Source organism: Aminobacterium sp. UBA4908, assembly GCF_002398115.1.
GTDB classification, from domain to species: Bacteria; Synergistota; Synergistia; order Synergistales; family Aminobacteriaceae; genus Aminobacterium; species Aminobacterium mobile.
Genome location: NZ_DHCG01000002.1, coordinates 583,527 through 605,050, shown reverse-complemented (window position 1 = coordinate 605,050; position 21,524 = coordinate 583,527). Strand labels below are relative to the sequence as shown.

The 21,524-nt window shown below is 44.1% G+C and carries 25 protein-coding genes; all 25 read left to right on the top strand.

What is annotated here, in order from left to right; genetic code table 11:
- The first annotated feature begins 12 nt into the window (after window positions 1-12).
- Window positions 13-1,032 (top strand): flagellar motor switch protein FliG, encoded by a 1,020-nt coding sequence (fliG, locus tag B4J50_RS03840; RefSeq protein ID WP_034326214.1) that lies wholly within the window; start codon window positions 13-15, stop codon window positions 1,030-1,032.
- The gene (locus tag B4J50_RS03835; RefSeq protein WP_286847893.1) at window positions 1,025-1,915 is read left to right on the top strand and encodes a FliH/SctL family protein; all 891 of its coding nucleotides are present in this window, start codon (window positions 1,025-1,027) and stop codon (window positions 1,913-1,915) included. Before fliG ends, B4J50_RS03835 begins: the two co-directional genes overlap by 8 nt.
- Window positions 1,896-3,239: a flagellar protein export ATPase FliI gene (gene fliI, locus B4J50_RS03830; protein WP_286847895.1), complete on the top strand. Its 1,344-nt coding sequence runs from the start codon at window positions 1,896-1,898 to the stop codon at window positions 3,237-3,239. The genes B4J50_RS03835 and fliI overlap by 20 nt, the downstream gene beginning before the upstream one ends.
- Before the next feature lie 35 nt (window positions 3,240-3,274).
- The gene (locus B4J50_RS03825) at window positions 3,275-3,490 is read left to right on the top strand and encodes a hypothetical protein (protein ID WP_286953940.1); all 216 of its coding nucleotides are present in this window, start codon (window positions 3,275-3,277) and stop codon (window positions 3,488-3,490) included.
- A 74-nt stretch (window positions 3,491-3,564) separates the two neighbouring features.
- On the top strand, window positions 3,565-3,708 hold the full coding sequence (locus B4J50_RS03820; RefSeq protein ID WP_349679267.1) for a hypothetical protein: 144 nt from the start codon (window positions 3,565-3,567) through the stop codon (window positions 3,706-3,708).
- A 4-nt stretch (window positions 3,709-3,712) separates the two neighbouring features.
- On the top strand, window positions 3,713-4,300 hold the full coding sequence (locus tag B4J50_RS03815) for a lytic transglycosylase domain-containing protein (RefSeq protein WP_286847897.1): 588 nt from the start codon (window positions 3,713-3,715) through the stop codon (window positions 4,298-4,300).
- 3 nt (window positions 4,301-4,303) lie between these two features.
- Complete coding sequence (locus B4J50_RS03810; protein WP_286847898.1) at window positions 4,304-4,981, top strand: MotE family protein; 678 nt, start codon at window positions 4,304-4,306, stop codon at window positions 4,979-4,981.
- A gap of 7 nt (window positions 4,982-4,988) precedes the next feature.
- A complete protein-coding gene (locus B4J50_RS03805; RefSeq protein ID WP_286953937.1) occupies window positions 4,989-6,413 on the top strand; it encodes a flagellar hook-length control protein FliK in 1,425 nt (474 codons plus the stop codon).
- A 13-nt stretch (window positions 6,414-6,426) separates the two neighbouring features.
- A complete protein-coding gene (locus B4J50_RS03800) occupies window positions 6,427-6,906 on the top strand; it encodes a flagellar hook capping FlgD N-terminal domain-containing protein (protein ID WP_286847901.1) in 480 nt (159 codons plus the stop codon).
- 132 nt (window positions 6,907-7,038) lie between these two features.
- Window positions 7,039-8,958, top strand: a complete 1,920-nt coding sequence (locus B4J50_RS03795) for a flagellar hook protein FlgE (protein ID WP_286953935.1) — start codon at window positions 7,039-7,041, stop codon at window positions 8,956-8,958.
- Window positions 8,959-8,975: 17 nt separating this feature from the next.
- On the top strand, window positions 8,976-9,203 hold the full coding sequence (locus B4J50_RS03790; RefSeq protein ID WP_286953934.1) for a flagellar FlbD family protein: 228 nt from the start codon (window positions 8,976-8,978) through the stop codon (window positions 9,201-9,203).
- Window positions 9,204-9,245: 42 nt separating this feature from the next.
- The gene (locus B4J50_RS03785) at window positions 9,246-10,040 is read left to right on the top strand and encodes a motility protein A (RefSeq protein ID WP_286953932.1); all 795 of its coding nucleotides are present in this window, start codon (window positions 9,246-9,248) and stop codon (window positions 10,038-10,040) included.
- 2 nt (window positions 10,041-10,042) lie between these two features.
- Window positions 10,043-10,759 carry an OmpA/MotB family protein gene (locus B4J50_RS03780; RefSeq protein WP_024821722.1) on the top strand — a complete coding sequence of 239 codons (717 nt, stop codon included), beginning with the start codon at window positions 10,043-10,045 and terminating at the stop codon, window positions 10,757-10,759.
- Window positions 10,760-10,790: 31 nt separating this feature from the next.
- The gene (locus B4J50_RS03775; RefSeq protein ID WP_024821723.1) at window positions 10,791-11,246 is read left to right on the top strand and encodes a flagellar basal body-associated FliL family protein; all 456 of its coding nucleotides are present in this window, start codon (window positions 10,791-10,793) and stop codon (window positions 11,244-11,246) included.
- A 38-nt stretch (window positions 11,247-11,284) separates the two neighbouring features.
- Entirely contained in the window at window positions 11,285-12,310 is a 1,026-nt protein-coding gene (fliM, locus tag B4J50_RS03770) for a flagellar motor switch protein FliM (protein ID WP_286846258.1), read from the top strand.
- Window positions 12,300-13,433 carry a flagellar motor switch phosphatase FliY gene (gene fliY, locus B4J50_RS03765; protein ID WP_286846257.1) on the top strand — a complete coding sequence of 378 codons (1,134 nt, stop codon included), beginning with the start codon at window positions 12,300-12,302 and terminating at the stop codon, window positions 13,431-13,433. Before fliM ends, fliY begins: the two co-directional genes overlap by 11 nt.
- A gap of 35 nt (window positions 13,434-13,468) precedes the next feature.
- Entirely contained in the window at window positions 13,469-13,831 is a 363-nt protein-coding gene (locus B4J50_RS03760; RefSeq protein ID WP_024821725.1) for a response regulator, read from the top strand.
- 46 nt (window positions 13,832-13,877) lie between these two features.
- The gene (locus tag B4J50_RS03755; protein WP_286846255.1) at window positions 13,878-14,258 is read left to right on the top strand and encodes a hypothetical protein; all 381 of its coding nucleotides are present in this window, start codon (window positions 13,878-13,880) and stop codon (window positions 14,256-14,258) included.
- Window positions 14,259-14,271: 13 nt separating this feature from the next.
- Entirely contained in the window at window positions 14,272-15,018 is a 747-nt protein-coding gene (gene fliP, locus B4J50_RS03750; RefSeq protein WP_051461120.1) for a flagellar type III secretion system pore protein FliP, read from the top strand.
- A gap of 19 nt (window positions 15,019-15,037) precedes the next feature.
- The gene (gene fliQ, locus B4J50_RS03745; RefSeq protein ID WP_286846253.1) at window positions 15,038-15,307 is read left to right on the top strand and encodes a flagellar biosynthesis protein FliQ; all 270 of its coding nucleotides are present in this window, start codon (window positions 15,038-15,040) and stop codon (window positions 15,305-15,307) included.
- The gene (locus tag B4J50_RS03740) at window positions 15,304-16,098 is read left to right on the top strand and encodes a flagellar biosynthetic protein FliR (protein ID WP_024821729.1); all 795 of its coding nucleotides are present in this window, start codon (window positions 15,304-15,306) and stop codon (window positions 16,096-16,098) included. The genes fliQ and B4J50_RS03740 overlap by 4 nt, the downstream gene beginning before the upstream one ends.
- Window positions 16,077-17,183, top strand: coding sequence for a flagellar biosynthesis protein FlhB (gene flhB, locus B4J50_RS03735; RefSeq protein WP_286846252.1), 1,107 nt, complete (start codon window positions 16,077-16,079; stop codon window positions 17,181-17,183). Before B4J50_RS03740 ends, flhB begins: the two co-directional genes overlap by 22 nt.
- Window positions 17,184-17,281: 98 nt before the next feature.
- Window positions 17,282-19,336, top strand: coding sequence for a flagellar biosynthesis protein FlhA (flhA, locus tag B4J50_RS03730; RefSeq protein WP_414630719.1), 2,055 nt, complete (start codon window positions 17,282-17,284; stop codon window positions 19,334-19,336).
- A gap of 3 nt (window positions 19,337-19,339) precedes the next feature.
- Window positions 19,340-20,611 (top strand): flagellar biosynthesis protein FlhF, encoded by a 1,272-nt coding sequence (gene flhF / locus B4J50_RS03725; protein ID WP_286846250.1) that lies wholly within the window; start codon window positions 19,340-19,342, stop codon window positions 20,609-20,611.
- Window positions 20,604-21,524: a MinD/ParA family protein gene (locus tag B4J50_RS03720; protein WP_286846249.1), complete on the top strand. Its 921-nt coding sequence runs from the start codon at window positions 20,604-20,606 to the stop codon at window positions 21,522-21,524. Before flhF ends, B4J50_RS03720 begins: the two co-directional genes overlap by 8 nt.

Below are 21,524 nucleotides of genomic sequence, written 5' to 3'. Positions count from 1 at the left end.
GGAGGACGCAGTATGGCACGTGTGTCAAGCAGTAAGGATTTTCAGGGAAAAGAGAAGGCAGCGATTCTACTCGTTTCGTTAGGGAATGAGATTGCAGCTGATATCTACAAACATTTTGATGAAGCCACCATGGAAGTCATTACTCTTGAGATAGCAAATCTCGGGAAAGTTACTCCCGAACAGAAGCTAGATGTGCTTAAAGATGCACAGGAAATGTTATTGGCCAGAGAATATATGGCTCGTGGCGGAGTGGAATATGCTAGAGATATTCTAGAACGAGCGTTGGGACCGGAACGAGCACAGAACTTGCTGGCTCGAATTACCGCAAGCCTTCAGGTTCGTCCTTTCGACTTTATGCGCCACACTGATCCTCAACAACTTTTGAGTTTTATACAAGGTGAGCATCCACAAACAATTGCCTTGATTCTGTCGTATCTTGAGCCAGAACAATCGGCACAAGTAATTGGTGGGCTTCCTGCTGTAATGCAGGCAGAAGTAGCTAAACGGATAGCTCGGATGGACAGGATTACTCCTGAAGTTTTACGGGAAGTGGAGCGTGTGCTTGAAAGAAAGTTGAGTACAGTCATGGGGCAAGATTTTACTCTGGCTGGTGGCATCGATGCTATTGTGAATATTATTAATAATGCCGATCGAGGAACAGAAAGAAATATTATGGAGCACTTGGAAGAGAATGATCCAGAGCTCGCAGAAGAAATTAAACGCCGTCTCTTTGTCTTCGAAGATATTCTTAAAATGGACGATCGTTCTTTACAGAGAGTCCTTCGCGAAGTAGAGATGAAGGAACTGGCTCTTGCCCTCAAAGGGGCCACAGAAGATTTGCGGAGCAAATTTTTCAAGAATATGTCGAAACGTGCTGCTGAAATGTTGAAAGAGGACATGGAATTTATGGGGCCTGTACGTGTAAGAGACGTAGAGGAGTCACAGCAAAAAATTGTCAATGTAATTCGTGCGCTGGAAGATGTAGGAGAAATAGTTATCTCTCGCGGCGGAGAGGAAGAGTTGGTTGTCTAAATATATCCGCCATAATATTATTCGAGCGGTTCGAATTTTGCCGGAAGCAGTTCGTATTGGTGTTTCCTCTGAAGAAGCGCAGAAAAAGTCTTTCCCGGAAGATACGAAGAACGAACGTCTTCTTCCTTCCGATGACATAAATAGCCATGCTTTAGAAATAGATAAATTAAAACTTGAAGTTACCAGTCTCCAACAGGAACTAAAAGAAGCTCTTAGTCGAAATCGAGCGCTGGAGGAAGATTTCCTTCAACGCAAACTTGTTTTAGAAGAAGAGCACAAAAAAGTGCTAGTTGCTTTAGAGGAGCAAAAGGAAAAAATTTTTAAACAAGCTCATAAAGAGGGGTTCCAAAAGGGGCAAGAAAAAGGGTATACAGAAGGTCAATCTAAGGCCCAAAAGGAAGTGGAAAAAGAATATTTTCACCGATTTTCCAGACTTGTTGAGTCATTTAATTCAATTCATGAAACTCTCTCTAAAGAGAGGGCTTCTCTTGCCCAATATCATCTTCCTTGCCTTATAAGATTATGGGAAACGACCCTCTCGAGAATGCTTAAGAGAAGTGTTTCTATAGATTCTCAAACGGCAGTTCGCGTATTGGAAGCGATTTTGCATCGGATCAGTGATAAGGAGAAAGTCGTTATATACCTTCACCCCTGCGATCTGGACTTTATAGAGGGTCAGAAAAATGCATATAGTGATCTCTTACGGGGGATTAAAATATTGGAATTTCACGCAGATGACCATGTAGACGCAGGAAGTTGCATAGTTGAAACGAATATGGGTATTTATGATGCCCGCTGGAGAACACAGCTTGAGCAAATTAACGAAGAAATAGATACGTTGCTTATGGAGGAGGGCTCCAGCCTTGACGCCCAACCAGAATAGAGCACATCTTTTAGATGTACTTGAATCTCGCCTCTCAAAAACGCAGCTTATTAAAATTAATGGCCGAGTTGTGCAGGTCGTTGGCCTCGTAGTTGAGTCTCAAGGCCCTGATGTGAGGGTGGGAGATTTATGTCAAATACGATTTCGAGACAGCTTACGTTCACTTAACGCAGAAGTCGTCGGTTTTAGAGAGGATAGAGTTCTTCTTATGCCTTTAGGAAGCCTTAAAGATGTGGGACCAGGTTGTGACGTTGTTTCTAAGGAACGTCCCCTTGGAGTTCATGTTGGCAAGGGGCTTTTAGGAAGAGTGCTCGACGGTCTCGGACAACCTATGGATGATAAAGGGCCTATAGCTGGATCTGACCTGTATCCTCTTTATGCTGAACCCCCTCACCCCCTTCGTAGGCAGATGATCCGAACCCCTATTTCTGTGGGAGTTAAAGCAATAGATGGTCTTACGACCCTTGGAACAGGCCAGCGAATTGGTATTTTTGCAGGGTCCGGAGTAGGGAAAAGCACCCTGCTGGGCATGATGGCCCGCAATACTGAGGCTGATATAAATGTCATTGCCCTCGTAGGGGAGCGGGGCCGTGAAGTTCGAGAATTTATAGACCATGATTTAGGGTCTGATGGTTTGCGTCGTTCTGTTCTTGTTATTGCCACATCGGATCAATCCCCTCTTATTCGCCTGAAGGCGGCTTTGACGGCAACGGCCATTGCGGAGTTTTTTAGGGATCAGGGTAAAAATGTTCTTTTGATGATGGACTCTGTTACTCGTGTGGCGAGAGCTCAACGAGAAGTTGGTTTAGCTATAGGAGAGCCTCCTACTACGCGAGGATATACTCCTTCTGTCTTTGAAACGCTCCCGAGACTTCTTGAACGGGCTGGAGCAGGAGAACGGGGAAGTATCACTGGAATTTATACCGTGCTCGTTGAGGGAGACGATATGAACGAGCCAGTTGCCGATACAGTCCGCGGTATCCTAGACGGACACGTAGTTCTTTCACGGCGGATAGCTTCCAGAAATTTTTATCCTGCCATTGATATTCTCAATAGCGTAAGTCGAGTTATGTCTTCCGTTGTTTCTAGAGAGCATCTCGGTGCCGCAGCCCGTGTTCGAGAAGCCCTGGCTACATATAGTGAAGCTGAAGACCTTATTAATATAGGGGCCTATAAAGATGGATCCAACCCCAAAATAGATTGGTCTTTGAAACATATAGAGTCAATCCACAATTTTTTGCGTCAGAAAACAGATGAACATTTTTCTTTGGACGAAACAACGCAATGGCTTATGTCTCTTGCCCCTCAAGCCGAAAAAGAATAAGGGCGGTTCCATAATTGGAGGAGCGTTAGGGAAGCATGATAAATAAAATTCAGCGTTTCCAAAGGATCCTTACCACAAGAGAAAAAATTCGTGATGAAGAGCGCCTTTTTTTAAGTGAGGCTAGAAATCATGAAGACCGTATCATTCTCTGTGTAAAAGGGCTTCAACAGCAAAGGCAGGAAGCTTTAAGTATTTTTGAAGACCAGGAAGGCCAAGTCTGTGGTACCGCCGTAAGGCTATCGACGTTATAGAAGAAGAAATCCATCAAGCGAATGAGGCCCTTCAAAAAGTAAGGGAAAGTATTTGTCAGTCAGAAGAAAGATTAGTGGAAAAACATAAAGAAGTACGCATTATGGAAAAATATGTAGGGAAGCTTCGATATCAGTATCGAGAATTTTTGTTGTTGGCGGAGCAAGAAGAGCTTGACGATATAGCTTCTGTACGCCATGTGGAAAAGATGGGAGAGTGACACAATGACTGGTAAGATGGGAATGGAAAGAGTTTTTAATCGCATTTCCCAAATACAGGAGCGTTTTTATCCAGTACCTCCCCTTAAAAGAGAGATGGAGAAAAAAGAACAATTCGTCCATGTCCTTCAGGAAGCAGAGAGGGGTCAAGAGCTTTTTGGAAGTACGGCCTTTAAAAAAAGACCTCATGTAGAGGATCCTCAATCTGCGGCGGAAAAGGCTATTCGAAAATATGGAAGAGCTTACAGTGTGAACGAGGACCTTATACGGGCTGTGATAAAGATGGAGTCTGGTGGCAATAAAGATGCTCTTTCTCCTAAAGGAGCGATGGGGCTTATGCAACTTATGCCGGGAACGGCTCAAATGTTAGGAGTATCTGATCCTTTCGACCCAGAAGAAAACATCCGTGGGGGAGTAAAATATCTCGCTTTACTGGCCGATAAATATAATGGGGACGTAGAGAAGGTGCTTGCTGCTTATAATGCAGGTCCGGCAAGAGTCGATTCTTTTGGAGGGATCCCACCTTTTTCGGAAACTCAGCGATATGTTCGAAATGTATTAGCTGAATATAGGAGAAATATGGGGAGCGATTAAAGAATGCCTGAGGAACTCTGGCCTGAAGTAGAACAGGAAGTGGATGAAGAACAGAGCTCATCTCGGCTTGCCTCTTCTCGCAAGAGAGAGGGAAAGGGACGTCGGAGGTGGAGCTTTTTTTTTATTGCTTTTTTTGTGGTCATTGGCATTATTACGGGTCTTTACTTAACAGGAGTTTGGGATCTACGCCCAACGCTGTCTTCCTTTTTATATAAGTTGCCTGTAGTAGGACACCCCTTGGCAGAACGTTTGGGGCTTACATCATCTCTTCCTCTTTCTGCTGATGAAAGAAGACGTATGGAGCTTGAAGAGTGGACAGAGCGTCTCAATGAGCAAGAGGCAGCTATGAATGAAACTCAGGCTCATATCGATATGTTAATGACGGAATTAGTAGAGAAAGAAAAAAAATTGGCTGTGAAAGAGGCTGCTTTTGTCGCTTCGCAAAAACAGGAAATAAAAAAAGAGCCAGAAACTGTAGAAGCATTTCAATCTTTAGTCCAGACCTTTCAGGAGATGTCGCCTCGCAAGGCTGCTTCCATTTTGGAAGAGCTAAAACGAGATTTAGCAGTGGAAATCCTGCTTCATATGCCGGAAGATGGAGTTGCAGCTATCTTGGCACGTATGGACCCTGCACGATCGGCACGATTGACAGAGCAGCTTGCTCTAGAGAAAGACAGGTGAGAAGTGCATGTCCGATAGCCTTTTTCAATTGATCTCTTCGTCTTTTTTTTGTGGGCAGAGTCAGTCAGAAAGTAATGAAACAATGTTTCAAGGAGCAGCTGAATTACAAAATATGGATTTTGCCCTTCTCATGACTCTCTTGACGGGAGAGAACAGAGAGTTGTTAGCAGAAAATGTTTCTCTCGTAGATATTACAGGCACAGACGAAATAAAAGAAGAAGAGAACAAAGAAGAGAACAAAGAAGAGAACAAAGATGAGAAGGAAGATGAGAAGGAAATCAAGGGAGACGTAATGCCAGATTTGTCCCTCTCTCTTCTAGGATGCGCACCTTTGAGGACTTCAAGCGCGATGATTTCATCTTCATCTAAAGCTGAAAGCGAACAAGATGGGGTGTTAGAGTTGAAGTCGGAACTGCGATCAGGATGGAAGTCTGAAGAAAAAGTTGATTCTCTTCGTTTAGACAAAGAAACAGAGGGAACAGAGGATGCTCCATCATTATTGGTTCCAGAAGAAAAAGGGAACGACGACACAGAAGAGAATATTTCAAATTCACCGTTTCCCTCAAAAAAGAAAGAATTTGAGAAGCTTTTAGGTTTATCTCCACGTAAAGTTTCTCTTATAAAAAACGGTATGGATTCTGCTACTGCAGTTGTGGAAAGGGTTGCGATTACCTCAGACAAGCCTGTGGTGAACGGACAAAATATATCTAAAGAAGAGGCTCTCTATTTGAGCGATAAAAAAATAAAACAAGCGGGAGATTCCTCCTTATTGGAGAAAAGTTCGGGACAAGCACAAGGGGAATCAGCTTTTCGTATACAGATGCCTGTTTATGAGGGGAGTGCCTCTTCTACGCTCTTCTCTCGCAAAGAGGCGATGATGCCTTTTGAAATTTTAGAAAAAGAACCTTCTGTCTCTCGTCATAAAGTGCAGGAGGAGGGAGTCCTTTTGGCAGGAACTGTATCTACCAAACAGCCAGAATTCTCTGCGGCACAAGTAGCTCTTCAGAGAGGTGTCTATCTTGGAGGGGACCCGTCAGAATGTTTTCAGACAGGCTTGTCTCATGTTTTACGGTTTCTTCATACGCGAGGAGAAACGAGAGCTACTGTTGTTATAGATCCTCCAGCTTTAGGGCGGGTTGATGTAGAACTTGTGTCCACACAGCGAGGGCTGGAAGCACTGTTTCGCGTTGGAAACGAGCAGCTTAGACAGACAGTTCAAGAGCAATTGCCTATTTTAAAATCTTCCTTCCAACAACAAGGATTGATTTTAGCTGATTGTTCTGTAGATGTAAGGGATGAAAGAGGTTCGCAGCATCACCCTCAAGAGTCCAAAGGGCGGAAGTTTTCCTTTGGGACACAAGAGGATGATGTAGACGCAGTCTTGGCTTTTAGAATAGACCTGGAACAGGGGTTGCTGTTCTGGATGGCATAAGGAGGGACGGAGTATGTTCGTTCAGGGGACAGAATATACGGTTTATGGAGGCGAAGCCTTTCCTAAGACAACGGGAATTCAAGATACGGACTCTCAAAGTGGTCCTAAAAAGACGAGCCAAAAAACAGATGATGGCCTTGGCAAGGATGCGTTTTTTAAGATTCTTATTGCGCAACTTACCCATCAAGATCCTCTGAATCCTCTTCAAGACAGGGACTTCATAGCTCAAATGGCTCAGTTCACCACAGTGGAGCAGCTGACAAATGTTGCTAAAGTCGTAGAAGAGATGGCTACTGTCAATAAAGGAACAGCAGTTTCCTACATAGGTAGAAACGTCAGTTTCTATGATGAAAATGGCCAACTTCAAGCTGGAAAGGTAGAAGCAGTTCGTTTCGATGAAAAGAAGGGCGTTATGCTTGTGTTGTCGGATCTGTCGGGCATATCGAGCAAGAAAATTGAAATCGGCATGCGGGAAGTTCTTGCTGTTGCGTAAAACAGGGTTTCAGTTTCCTCCTGATCTTTCCGACATTATGTATATGAGATAGAGATAAAAGGCCTCCACGGACGGGCAGGCTCATCTGAAGCAAGGGAATGCGCATTTCTCATTGTTAGGAGGTATACAGAAATGCTAAGATCCCTGATGACGGGAGTAAGTGGAGTTAGAGGACATCAGACTCTGCTTGATGTAGTTGGAAATAATATTGCGAATGTCAACACTGTAGGGTTTAAAAAGTCTACAGTGACTTTTCAAGATCTTCTTTACCAGACATCCAGAGGTGCTTCCTCCCCTCAGGATAATCGTGGTGGAATCAACCCCATGCAGGTGGGACTTGGCGTGAATATTGGAGCTATTGAGACCATACATTCTCAAGGTCAGCTTCAATATACAGGTAATAGAACGGACATGGCCATTCAGGGCGATGGGTATTATGTTATGAGTGATGGGGGGAGAACTCTCTACTCTCGTGCCGGAAACTTTATCCTGGACGCAAATGGCAATATAGTTCAGTCAGGAACTGGGTATATGCTAAAAGGATACACTCTGGAAACAGACCCAAATGATCCGACTCGTTATATAAAGGGGACCCAGCTTGTGGATATGACCATTCCTGTAGGGCAAAAGCTTCCTGCTAAGGCGACAACTCTTTCGGGGTTTCGTTGCAATCTCGATAGCCGGGTAGGTGCCTATCTTCCCATGGGTTTTCTTACAAATGGCGTAAAGGCTACGGGGATTCTCAACGGTGTTGATAGGGCTATTACTTTTGGTTCAGGAACCGACGTGAACTCTTTCCTCACTATAAAGGTGGGAGATCAGACGATCCAAATGAAGCTTAATGGTGTAGATCAAAATACGAAGCGACCTAAATTAACTGATAACACCTTTGCTCTCGACGGGAATACGTATAATGTAACCTTCGATAGCGAATCAGGTGTGTTAAAGATGAAAAATGCTGATGCGGGCAAACCCAATGATGCGTGGGAGTACGAGCTGGGTGCCATGATGGATTATGAAGTCTTCAGCGTCGCGGAAAATGACGGGACAGAGCACCATTATTTAGTGGAGTTTAATGATCTAGGAAGTCGGAGTGGGGATCGTGAGCTTGTTTTATGGGGTGTTGATAATGCCTCGACGATAAGTCGTTTTAGTACAAATGTCACAGCATCTCATGACGGCACCTTTATAGATCCGTCTGGGAAGGGGCTTTCTCTGGGGTCTAATTTCCCTGTAGGGGAACTTTTTGCAGTTCCTTCTTCTAAGGGGCAAGGGTTGGAGATTCGACAAGGAGCGGCTTCAGGGGATGTGCTTACAACTATAAATCAAAGAATTCCTAGCACTCACGTGACAAAACTAGATGTATTTGATAGCTTGGGAAATAGTCATACCCTTGAAGTGAGTTGGGAAAAAATTGACAATAATCAATGGCGTTGGAGAGCGTGGTTACCTACCGAATCTGGTATTACCCTAAAAGATAACACGGGGATTATTTCTTTCGGAAGCGATGGGAAAATAGAAACGGCTTCCGCTACTCCTACTATGTTCTTAGGGTTTGGAGCCCTAGGAGCAGAGGACGCTTCCATAAAGCTTGATTTTAGCGGCCAGTCTTTTGGGAAAGAAGAAATAGAAGGGGTTACTCAGTACGGTTCGGCTTTTACTACAAAAGCTTATTATCGAGACGGCTACGAAATGGGTGTCCTCAACGATTTTGCTGTAGGGAGTGATGGCACTGTCGTAGGGGTTTATAGCAATGGGGAGAGTAGAGCCCTTTATCGTCTCGGTCTTGCTATTTTTGCGAACCCATCTGGCCTTGAAAAAGCAGGAAATACTGCTTTTATTGAGAGTGCTAACTCGGGAATAGCGCAGGTTGTTTCTCCCTTAGAGGGTGGGGCCGGAAAGATTTCTGGTGGATCTCTGGAGATGGGAAACGTGGATCTTTCTGAAGAGTTTGTTCGTCTTATTATTGCTCAGAGAGGGTTTCAGGCGAATGCCCGAGTTGTTACAACCAGCGATCAGGTTTTGGAAGAACTCGTCAATATGAAACGTTAGAGTAAGGGGGGGATTAGATGATAACCCTTACCCGTTTTAATGGAGAGCAATTTGTTCTCAACGGCGATCTGATCGAAACAGTGGAGACCACACCAGATACCGTGATAAAACTGATAAACAATCATCGGTACGTGGTTCGTGAATCTGTAAAGGACGTAGTTGATCTCGTAGTTGCATATCGAAACCGCATTTGGCGACCTTCTTCTTATTCAGAAGGCATAAATGCTCAACAACAGGAGGAGTAAAACTAAAACAGGGTTTTACTTTATTATGGGAGGGATTATTCTGTGGATCTGGCAACAGTGGTAGGGCTTTCCATAGCACTTATATTAGTCGTAGGAGGCATTGTGGTCGGTGGTGACCCAATGGCTTTTCTCGATTTCCCGTCCCTCCTCATCACAGTTGGTGGAACTTTAGGCGTTGTTATCATGTCGAGCCCTATGGATCGTTTTAAAAATATCGGCAAAATATTAGGCCGTGCTTTCTTTTCAAAAAGTCCGGATCTAGTCTCGTTGGTACAAACGATAGTAAGTTTTGCAGAAAAAGCTCGACGTGAAGGCCTTCTGGCACTTGAAAGCGATGCTGCAGAGCTTGATAATGAGTTTTTAAGGAAATCTATTCAGCTTGTTGTGGATGGAACAGATCCAGAACTCGTAAAGGCGATTCTAGATACAGAGATAGGTATTTTGGAAGAACGACATGTGTCTAATAAGAGTATGTTCGATACAATGGCAGAAATGGCCCCGGCCTTCGGAATGTTGGGGACGCTTATCGGGCTTATTGCTATGTTAAAGAACCTGGATGATCCAGATGCTTTGGGGCCGGGCATGGCTGTCGCTCTTATCACTACTTTTTATGGTTCCTTTATCGCCAATATTTTTGCTCTCCCCATCTCCCGAAAGCTTTCAACGCGGTCTTCGGAGGAAGTTATGGCGAGGGAGCTTATGGTAGAAGGTGTTTTGGCGATTCAGGCGGGAGAAAACCCACGGATAGTCGAGGAGAAATTGAAAGTTTTCCTTCCACCACAACAGCGGGAGCGGTTGGAAGAAGAAGAGCGTCAAGCCAAAGAAGGAGTAGCCTAATAATGGCTCGTCGTCGACGACAACATGAAGAGAAAACCGGAAATTGGCTGACGACATATAGCGACATGGTTACGTTGTTATTGACTTTTTTTGTTCTTCTCTTTTCCTTCTCTAATTTGGATGTCGAAAAATTCCAAAAGATGATCATTTCCTTTAAAGGGGCATTAGGTGTTTTGCCCGGGGGAAGATCTTTAGAGGAAGGAGGAGGTGTGTATGGCGGATTTGAGGGACGAGATGCAGGGGAATCAGATAAAAGTACCGTTGATACCCGGGAAATAGCAAAAGGGTTGAGGCTTTTTTTAAAACAGGAAGGGTTGGAACATCAGGCAGTTGTTCGAGTTGACCAGCGTGGAATCACGGTCTCTATTTCTGATCAGCTTCTTTTTGATACAGGCCAAACTGATATGAAACCAGAGGGGAAACGGATCCTTTACAAATTAGCTCAACATCTGAAAAATATAGTTCCGGCTATGTCTATAGAAGGGCACACAGATAGTGTTCCCCTTCGGGGGGGACCTTTGAAAAATAATTGGGGACTAGCAGCGTTACGGGCAGCTACGGTAGCGTCTTATCTTCAGGAAAGCGGAAGTATCGAGCCTCGAAAACTTCAAGCCGTTTCTTATGGTGCTTTCCGTCCGATTGTTCCCAACGATACGCCGGAACATCGGGCCTTGAATAGGCGTGTGGATGTGGTGATTCTTTCCCAGTATCCCAAATGATGTACAATAAACCTCTGGGAGGAAAGACGACATGATGAAAAGATTTCTCGTGTTTATTATGATAGGGGTCATTGCTTTTTGTGTTGGTTTTGGAGGCGGATTATTGGCAAGTCGATTTTTGCTTCGACCTGCTTCTGTAGCTTCTGCTTCTGGGGTCAGCATTGAAGAGCCGGGCCCGGTGTGTAACATAGGAGAGTTTATAACGAACCTTTCCGGTGTGGATGGGGGAGTGGTGAGCTTCACTTTGGCTTTGGAGCTTTCAAGTCCTAAAGCTCTTGAAACTTTGCAGAAAGAGAGCTGGAAGATGCGTATTACTAATGAAGTGCTCCTTGTAGCCAAAGGTAAGACGGCTTCTGAATTACGTAGTGCTGAAGGAGTTCTAGAACTTGCCGAAGAGGTGAAGCAGGGTATTAACGTGATGGTTCCCCCAGTAAAAGGGCAGGTTCCCGTAAAGAGGGTTCTTTTCCAGAGTTTTGTCCTTCAATAGATGATCTTTAAATAACAACTAGAGGAGGTGGTGGAGCTATGTGCCCAGACGTTCTTTCACAAAACGAAATAGACTCTTTGCTAGATGCTCTCTCGAGTGGCAGTTTTGATTTAGATTCTATGAATGCTGATTCTGAAGAGAGAAAAATTAAGGTTTATGATTTCCGAAGACCTGATAAATTCAGCAAAGATCAGCTCCGGGCTATACAGATGATTCATGAATCCTTTGCCAGACAGCTGACCACCACTCTTTCTACCATGGTCCGTTCTATGGTATCTGCGGAGGTTGCTTCTGTAGATCAATTGGCTTACGATGAATTTGTCCGCTCTCTTGTTCAGCCGACAGTTATAGGGATATTGGAGATGTACCCCTTTAGCGGGAATGCTTTGATTGAGATTAATCCTAACTTAGTATTCGCCATTATTGATCGAATGTTAGGTGGTAAGGGCGAATTTTCAGGGAAAGCTCGTGATCTTACAGATATTGAGCGTATGGTTATAGAACGGGTTATTATGAGGATGCTCGAACTTCTCGAAGAAAGCTGGAGTACTGTAGTAGATGTTCGCTTCCGTTTTGAAAACATGGAGAGCAACCCATTTTTTGTCCAAATTTGTCCTGGCACCGATATGGTGTTGTTAGTAATTTTAAAACTGAAAGTGGCAGATGTGGAAGGGATGATCAGTATTTGTATTCCCTATTTCCTTATGGAACCTTTAATGGACAAATTAAGCTCTCAGCAGTGGTTCGCTTCCACTGGGCGGAAGAAAGAAGAAGGGGCGAGAGAGGCTATTGTTCGCCATCTCGGGAATGTTCGAATTCCTGTGGCTGTGGAGTTGGGGCATACGATTCTCAGTGTTGATGATGTTTTACAGCTTCGTACTGGGGATGTAGTAAAACTAGATGAGACGGTAGATGGTGCCGCTGATATTCGTGTAGGCAACATGATAAAGTTTCAGGGACGCCCAGGAAGCCTAGACGACTGTTATGCAGTAGAGGTATTAAACATTCTCTATGACGAAGAGATGATTCCCGATAACGAGGGAGGAGTCAAAGATGATAGATGAGCTGTTGAGTCAGGAAGAAATAAATGCCCTTCTCCAAGGACATACGCTGAAGACTCAAGAAGAAAGTGGCGGAACACTTCCGGATGTATCTCCTGAGCAGTCAAAAGTATTAGACGGCGTAAATGATGTTTTCTCTACGGCTGTTACCAACGTTTTTGGTATGTTGGCAGGGCGAAGTGTAACAGTTCCACAGAAAAAACAAGAGGTTCTTCCCCAGAAGGATTTTGTCCTCAAGCCTGGGGAAGGGGCTTTCTGCTTTCGTGTTACATGCCAAGGCTTGAATGATACCCCCCTAGTAGTGGTACTTGCGGAGCATGGGGCCTTGATTCTGGCAGATCTTATGATGGGTGGCGAAGGCAAAGAATTGCCCAATGACGCCAGCGAGCTTTATCTTAACGCGGCCCAAGAGGGTTTGAGTCAGATGGTAGGGGCTTCTCTTACGAATATGAGTGGTATTTTAGGTGGACGCCGCCTGATGCCGGACAACGCTACGTCGGCTTTGGAAAAAGGGGAATGGTTGCCCTTTTCTGCCTCTGGTCCGGAAGAAAATATTTGGTCAATAGAGTATCCTGTGACGATAGAGGGAGTGGGAGAGTTCCCCTTATGGATTCTTACGCCGTTCAGTGCCGCAAAATATATAGCTGATGAAGCTTTAGCCGTTATGTCGCCTGCCGAATCTCAGCAGGCAAAATCTAATGTAGCTCCGCCAAAGGCTGTACCATCAGGGAAAACAACAATACCTCGCGGAGATGTGCCTGCTCAAGAAAATGCACCTCGATCGCGAGCTGCTTCGCAGGTTTCCCAAGTGGAAGTTCGTCCTGCTGAATTTATGCCCCTTGTTTCAAAGGTGGAAAGTGGACAGGTATCTAGCAATATTGATCTTATTGCAGATATTCCAGTTCGGGTAACAGTGGAGTTGGGGCGTACTCGAAAAAGCATTTCAGAAATATTGAACATGACTCCGGGATCCGTGATAGAATTGGATAAAATGGCTGGGGAGCCAGTGGATATCCTTGTCAATAGCAAGCTCCTTGCCAGAGGGGAAGTTGTTGTTATTGATGAAAATTTCGGTGTTCGTATCACAGAGATAGTGAACACGTCTGGTAGATCCCGAACGCTATAAATAACTTAAGAGTTCAATAAGTGAGGGGTGCAGGTATGGCGAAGAGTGTGTTAATTGTCGATGACGCTGCCTTTATGAGGATGATGCTTAAAGATATCCTCACAAAAAATGATTTTGAAGTTGTCGGAGAAGCAGAAAACGGTAAAGTGGCAGTGGCGGCCTATCAAAAACTACATCCAGATATTGTGACTATGGATATTACTATGCCGGAAATGAATGGCATTGATGCAGTGAAAGCAATTAGGGCTTTGGATCCTGCCTCTAAAGTTATTATGGTCAGTGCTATGGGGCAACAAGCTATGGTTATAGAAGCGATACAGGCTGGGGCAGTGGATTTTATTGTCAAGCCCTTCCAACCTGATAGGGTTGTGGAGGCCTTGAATAAGGCTCTGGGTTAAAATGAATTTAAAGAAGTTTTTTTGATAGAGTTGCGATGTGAAAATTATGAAAAAAATTATCCCAGGCGGTCGCTTTATAGCGTTACTGGCTGGGTTTTTCTTTTTATTTACGGGGGGAACTGCTTATGGGGCGGCATCTTTTCCCAATATGACTACGTATCTCATCAGAGTTGTTATCGCTTTATCTATTTTAGGTGGAGCATCTTGGATTCTTGTCCATTATGTTCGTCCAGGAAAGGCCTTTAAACAAGACTCCAGGCTACAGGTGCTCTCTACTTTACGATTAGGGCGAGAAGTTCTCTATGTCGTAAAGTGTGGACCAGATGTTTTGGCTCTACTTGTCGGGAGTAATTCGAAAGTGGTTGGGAAATGGGGATATGAAGAGTGGCTACAAGGAGAAGGACATGGTGAAAAGAAAGATTGTTAGCTTTCTCATTTTTATGGGAGTACTAATATGGAGCCTTGGAATTAGGGCAGCGGGATTTTGTGCAGAGAGTAACATCCCAGCAGTTCCTTTGCCAGCACTTGAGTTTGGGGTTCGTGCAGCAGAGTCTCCACAAGATGTAGCTTTAACCCTTCAAATATTGGCTTTGCTTACAGTTTTGAGCCTTGCTCCAGCCATTATGCTCATGCTCACCAGTTTTACACGGATTCTTGTGGTTCTTGGTTTTGTTCGTCGTGCTTTAGGGTTGCAACAAACACCTCCCAACCAAGTTCTTGTAACATTAGCTTTATTTATGACCTTTTTTATAATGACCCCCACATGGACACAAGTATATGATCAAGCTCTCGCTCCCTATCTTTCAGGATCTATTAACGCTTCTCAGGCATGGGAGAAAACTGTAGTGCCTATGAGGCAATTTATGTTTCGTTACACTCGAGAGGAAGAGCTTTCTCTTATGGTAAGGATGGCGGGTGTTGAACGACCTAAGAACGTAGACGATGTTCCTACGCGTCTTCTCCTTCCAGCGTTCATGTTAAGTGAACTTAAAACGTCTTTTCAAATGGGAGTGGTCATTTTTATCCCTTTTATTGTAGTAGATATGATTGTAGCAAGTGTTCTTATGAGCATGGGGATGATTATGTTACCGCCTATGATGATTTCACTTCCTTTTAAAATCCTTTTGTTTGTGATGGCGGATGGATGGGATTTAGTGATAATGAGTCTCTTCAAGAGCTTCTCGTAGAAAGGCTGGTGGAGAAGCGATGAACTCTTTCAGTATGTACGATGTTTTAAGCCACTCGGTGTGGGTTATGTTACTTACATCTCTTCCTGTTTTATTGGTAGCTATGATTGTAGGGTTAGTAATTGGTATACTTCAAACAGCTACTTCTATTCAGGAACAAACTCTTATTTTCATCCCTAAAATAGTGGCGGTGCTAGCTGCCCTTGTGCTTTTTGGCCCCTGGATTTTTGGACAGGTCGGGGATTTGACACGTTTTCTTTTAGGACAGCTTGAAAAATTCATACAATGACAGAGCCTTTCCAGATTTCTCAAGGTTTAATTGTTTATCTTATAGTTGGCTTGCGCTTTATTGGAATGTTTTTTACTTCCCCTGTTTTTGTAGCGCCATCTCTACCCCTTCCGGCTCGCTTCTGGGCAGCTGTTCTCATATCTATTGCGGCAGTTGGGAGTGCCGATCTTTCGATTCCCACTGCAATTTTCTCAAACTGGATCTCTATTATTCTTTGTGGAACGCGAGAATTTTTTATTGGAACTGCTTTGGGCTTTTTGTCGGCCCTTCCCCTCTATGCTCTTCAGGTAGCTGGAGAACTGATAGGAAATGTTATGGGCCTAGCCATGGTGAGTCTTCTAGACCCTTTAAGTGAGGAGCAAAGTTCTATTATTGGGCAGTTATACTTTTTGATAGGATTATGGTTCTTTTTCCACTGGAACGGCCATCTGCTTCTGGTACAATCCGTAGTAGAGAGTTTAAAATTAATTCCGATAGGGAAGATTTCCCTTTTCATTCCTGCGGATATGGGGGTAGGGCTGTGGCTTCAGAAGTTGTTTGTTCTAGCAGTGAGAATGGTGCTGCCGTTCTATGGAGCTCTTCTTCTAGCCGATATAGGGCTTGGTTTTTTAGCTCGGACAGTTCCGCAGATGAATATTTTTGTATTGGGGCTCCCTCTCAAAATAGCACTAGGGCTTTTTCTTTTGATGGTGGTTTTACCTTTAACTGTAGACCTTATTTCTGCCAATATGAGGGAGTATATAGAGATGGCATTGAAAAATGCCATGATATGGAAACATGCTCTTCTATAACGTGGAATCTTCAGTTCTTTGCGGAGGAACGAACAGAGCCGGCTTCACCTCGAAAGCGTCGTCGTGAGCGTGAAGAGGGCCGAGTAGCGAAAAGTCAGGATCTAGGAGCCTCTATCGTAATTATAGTGGGCCTTTTGGGGCTTTCGCTTTTAGGTGGTTTTTTTTGGCAGGAACTAGTTACTTACCTCCAAAATACGATTGCACTAATGGGGCAGACAGAACTGGGTAAGGCAGGATGGCAACATTCTTTGTGGATTAATGGATTACGAATGTTGGTATTTGTTTGGCTTCCTCTTGGGGGAGCGGCAGCTTTGGCTGCTTTGGGGGTAACAGTGGCACAGGTTGGTTTTGTAATAACCAGTAAGCCTCTCGTACCGAAACCAGACCGTTTTAATCTTGTATCCGGTCTCAAGAAGATCATTTCTCTGCGCTCTCTTGTTGAGCTTTTTAAAGGGCTTATCAAGGCAGCGTTGTTTTGTATTGTGATTTATTCTGCCCTTCGAAAAGAAGTGAAGGAACTTGTAGGGGCGTTGCAATTGCCTCTTGAAGGTGGATTAGCCTTGGTCTTCCATAAGATATGGAAACTTTCTATGAAATTGGCGTTTCTTTTACTTTCTATTGCTCTTTTCGATTATTTGTACCAAAAGTGGGAGTTCGAACGATCCATTCGAATGAGTCGGCAAGAAATTAAAGAAGAGTATAAACAGATGGAAGGGGACCCCATGTTACGAAGCAAAATACGCCAAAAACAACGGGAACTGGCTAGAAGTCGTATGATGGCTTCTGTGCCAGATGCTGATGTAGTTATAACAAACCCCACTACTCTTGCTATTGCCCTAGAGTATGACAAAAGCCTTATGGAGGCACCTGTTGTCGTGGCCATGGGAAAAGGATTTGTAGCTCAAAGAATTCGTGAAATAGCAGAGGACCATAAGGTTCCCATAGTAGAAAATAAACCTTTAGCATGGGCTCTTTACGATTCTGCGGATATAGGCGATGAAATTCCTCATGCCTTATATAAAGCTGTGGCAGAAGTATTAGCCTTCGTTTATAAGCTTAAAAAGAAAGATGCTTATGGTCATTAACTTAAAAGAGAGAGGATGGAGCCTGAGTGGCTGAACTTACATCTCAGAATTCTTTTATAAAACGGTTCCTTTTGTATTCCGACATAGGACTAGCTATCATGGTTATGATGATTGTAGCCATGATGATTATTCCAGTCCCTACATGGTTTCTTGATATTCTTCTTGCCACTAATATTACCTTGGGAGTTGTGGTTCTCCTCTCAACTTTTTATGTACAGAGGGCTCTGGAGCTTGCTTCTTTTCCTACTATGCTTCTTCTTGTTACCCTCTTCCGATTGGCGCTAAATGTTTCTACTACACGGCTTATTCTTCTTCGTGCCGATGCAGGGAAAGTGATTAGTGCTTTCGGTAATTTTGTTGTTGGGGGAAACTATGTAGTCGGCGGTGTCGTTTTTCTCATCCTCGTTATTATTCAGTTTGTTGTTATTACGAAAGGCTCTGAACGAGTAGCTGAGGTAGCTGCTCGATTTACTCTTGATGCTATGCCAGGAAAGCAGATGGCCATTGATGCTGACTTAAATGCGGGACTTATTGATGAAGATACGGCCCGAAATCGACGTCGAGAGATCCAGCGTGAAGCGGATTTTTATGGAGCGATGGACGGAGCCTCTAAGTTTGTAAAAGGAGATGCCATAGCTGGACTTATTATCACCCTTATCAATATTATTGGTGGTTTGTCTATAGGAGTTCTTCAGCGAGGCATGACATTGGGGCAGGCTGGGTCCGTTTATAGTCTTCTCACGGTGGGAGACGGCTTGGTTTCTCAAATTCCAGCTCTGCTTTTTTCTACCGCTACTGGTGTTATCGTTACACGGGCTGCTGGTGAAGGGAACCTTGGTCGCGATATTTTTGCATCTCTTATGTCATATCCAAGGCCTCTTTTTATCGGCGCTGTCTTGCTATTCGCTCTGGCTTTTGTCCCAGGACTTCCTACAGTGCCCTTCCTTATCCTCGGTATATTTCTCGCTCTTATGGGATACTGGGTTTATCGAGAGGGGAAAATACAACAGATGGAGGCACAAACAGCTTCTTCTCGTTCATCCAAAGAGGTCAAAGGAGGGCAAAGCTCAGGCCCCAGTGCTCAAGGTGCTCCTGTTGCTCCAGCACCAGCTTCTCCTGAAGATGTGATGCGCCTTTTAACTGTAGATCCCATGGAAATAGAGATTGGATATGCAATCATCCCTCTTGTAGATCCCTCTCAAGGAGGGGATATGCTCGATAGGATTGGGACGATTCGTAAACAGATGGCTCTTGAATTTGGCCTTGTAGTCCCTCCTATCAGGATTCGCGACAACATTCAGCTTAAACCTTCGGAATATATTATTCGAGTACGAGGAGCCGAGACAGGGCGCGGCGAATTGCTTCCAGATCATTACCTGGCAATGAATACAGGTAATGTAGAAGAAGACATAGTGGGAGTTCCTACTGTAGAACCGGCTTTTGGACTTCAGGCTACATGGATTTCTCCTGAATTGCGGGATAAAGCAGAATCTATGGGGTATACAGTGGTCGATGCTCCTTCTGTATTGGCGACGCACCTTTCAGAGACGATTAAACGCTATGGATCGGAGCTCCTTACGAGACAAGAGGTTCAGAAACTTACGGATCTAGTAAAAGAAAGTTCCCCAGCTGTAATAGAAGAGATGTTAGGCGTGTTATCTCTTGGAGAAGTACAGAAGGTATTGCAGAATTTAGTTAAAGAGCAGATCCCCATCCGAGACCTCGTCTCTATTTTTGAATCTTTAGCAGATCATGGACGGGTAACTCGCAGTGTAGATTACCTTACAGAGCGTGTAAGGGAAGCCTTATCGAGGATTATTTCCCTTAAAATCCAGGGAGACGATGGTTTCATTACTGTGGCAACCCTCTCGCCTCAATGGGAGCAGAAAATCAAGGAAAGTTTACAGGGGGACTTAATTCAGGGGTGGCAACTTAATATGGATCCGGAAAGTATTCAGGAGCTTATGTCTGCGGCATCGAAAATGGCAGAAAAAATGGCTATGGGGGGGCATCTTCCTGTCTTTTTAACTCACCCTGAAGTGCGGCTTATAGTTCGTCGTCTTCTTGAAGGGACATTGCCGGGAGTTTATGTTGTATCCTATAATGAAATATCCCAAGGTGTCCAATTAAAATCCGCAGGGATGGTGGAATGATTGATGCGTATAGTGCGGCAAATTTCTTTTGAGGCGAAAAATGATGCAGATGCCATACGAATTGCCGGTGAGCGATTGGGAAGAGATGCTGTTATTTTATCCACAAGGCCGGCAAAAGTAGGCGGTTTTTTAGGCTTTTTTAAAAGGAAAGTCTTGATTGTAACGGCAGGGGTGTTTGAGGAGGAGAAGCGGGAAGAACTTGAAGCTACTCGAGAACGCCTTGTTGCTTTTCAGCGCCTTATTGAATCACATCAATCTCCGTCGTCTTCATCAGGGGGCACACAATCTCCGGAAGTAAAGGATAAAATCGCTTTTTCTTCGGAAGGCTTGGCTTTGGCTCATCATGGAGAGAACACGAAAGAGGCGGAAGCCGCAAGCATAAAAAAAGAGGAAAAAACTGCGGAACCTCAAGAGAAACTTCATATGGAAGTAACTCGTATTTATGAAAAACTTGATCGAGTGCTAGAGCGACTCGACGATTATTCACACCCCGTTGTATCTGAGGAGAAAGTTCCAGAACTTGTGTATATGTTGACTGAAAAAGGGATGGATTCAGAATTAGCGCAATCCCTGGGAAATCGTTTTAAAAGGGAACAATTGTCGCAAGATCTTTTCCCTGAGTGGCTAGCTGCTCAAATTCAGACAGCAGCTACTACGCCCGTAGAGGCAATAGGAGGACAGCGCGTCATGTTTATTGGCCCTACAGGGGTGGGGAAAACGACGACTATTGCCAAAATAGCCGCAATCCATGCCCTGTGGGAGCATAAAAAGGTGCTCTTGCTTACATCTGATACCTACCGTATTGCAGCAGTAGAACAGCTTCGAACGTATGCAAAAATTTTAGGAGTTCCTATTGAAGTTATATTCGATGCAGAAGACATAGAAGGTATATTGCATAAATATAAGACAGCAGATTTAATCTTGTTAGATACAGCTGGAAGAAGCCAGAAAGATACAGAACGTTTTGAGGAGCTGCAAAAACTGTATAAAGTTTTTCAACCTGATGCTCTTCATCTTGTACTTGCCTCAAATATGAAGAATGAGGATATGAGGGATGTGGTGAGTCGAATGGGATGCCTCCCTCTCTCCCATATTCTTTTTACTAAACTTGATGAGACTACAAATTATGGTTGTCTATTAAATATTTTATTGACAAACAATATCCCGGTTTCTTTTTTGGCAACAGGACAAAATGTGCCGAATGATATAGAAGTGGCGAACTCTCGCAAGATGATCGATCTTTTCCTTGGAGAAGGAGAGACTCTCGGTGCATGAAGAGGAGAAAAAATCTACTTTAGATCAAGCGGGCGAGCTTCGACTTTTAGTGGAGAAAAAGAAAGATAAAGAAAATGTTTTTTTAAAACCTACACGATCGCTAGCTATAGTAAGTGGCAAGGGTGGAGTAGGAAAGAGCAGCTTTTCTGTAAATATATCCTTGGCTTTGTCGGATCTTGGCGCGTCAGTTATCCTTATGGATGCAGATATGGGGATGGCCAATATAGACCTTCTTTTGGGCCTGGCTCCTCGCTACTCTCTTGCACATGTAGTTCGTGGCTCTCGGGATTTTGACGAGGTAATGATAGACGTCGATGCCCGAGTGGCGGTTATACCAGGGGGAAGCGGTATGCAGGAGATGGCAGATGCCGATGAGGATACGTTTTTAAGGCTTTTTGAAAAGCTGACTTCTCTAGAAAAAAAAGCAGATTTTCTTATTATTGATACAGGAGCGGGTATTCATAAAGATGTTTTAACTTTTGCCTTAGCATCAGATTCGGTAATGGTAGTTACAACACCAGAACCCCCATCAATTCGGGATGCTTACGGGCTCATGAAAGTTTTGGCTCTTGAGTCTAAAAGCAAAGCAGATGTTCATCTTGTTGTAAATATGGCTCATGGAAAGAGAGAGGCCGATGAGACAGCAGAGAGAATTCGAAAAGTGGCGCATCGGTTTTTGAGCCTTGACGTTACTTATGATGGTTTTATCCCTGCTGATGATAAGGTACGACAAGCTATACGTTTGCAACGACCAGTGTTACGTGAGTATCCTTACTCTTTGGCTTCTGCCTCCTTCAGATCACTTGCTCTTGGCTTTATGGGGAATAAAGAACAAAAGATTTTGCCTCCTAGCCGGGGATTAAAAACTTTTTTCTTGCGATTAGTTCGAGGCGTACAAAGGATGGAGTTGTAA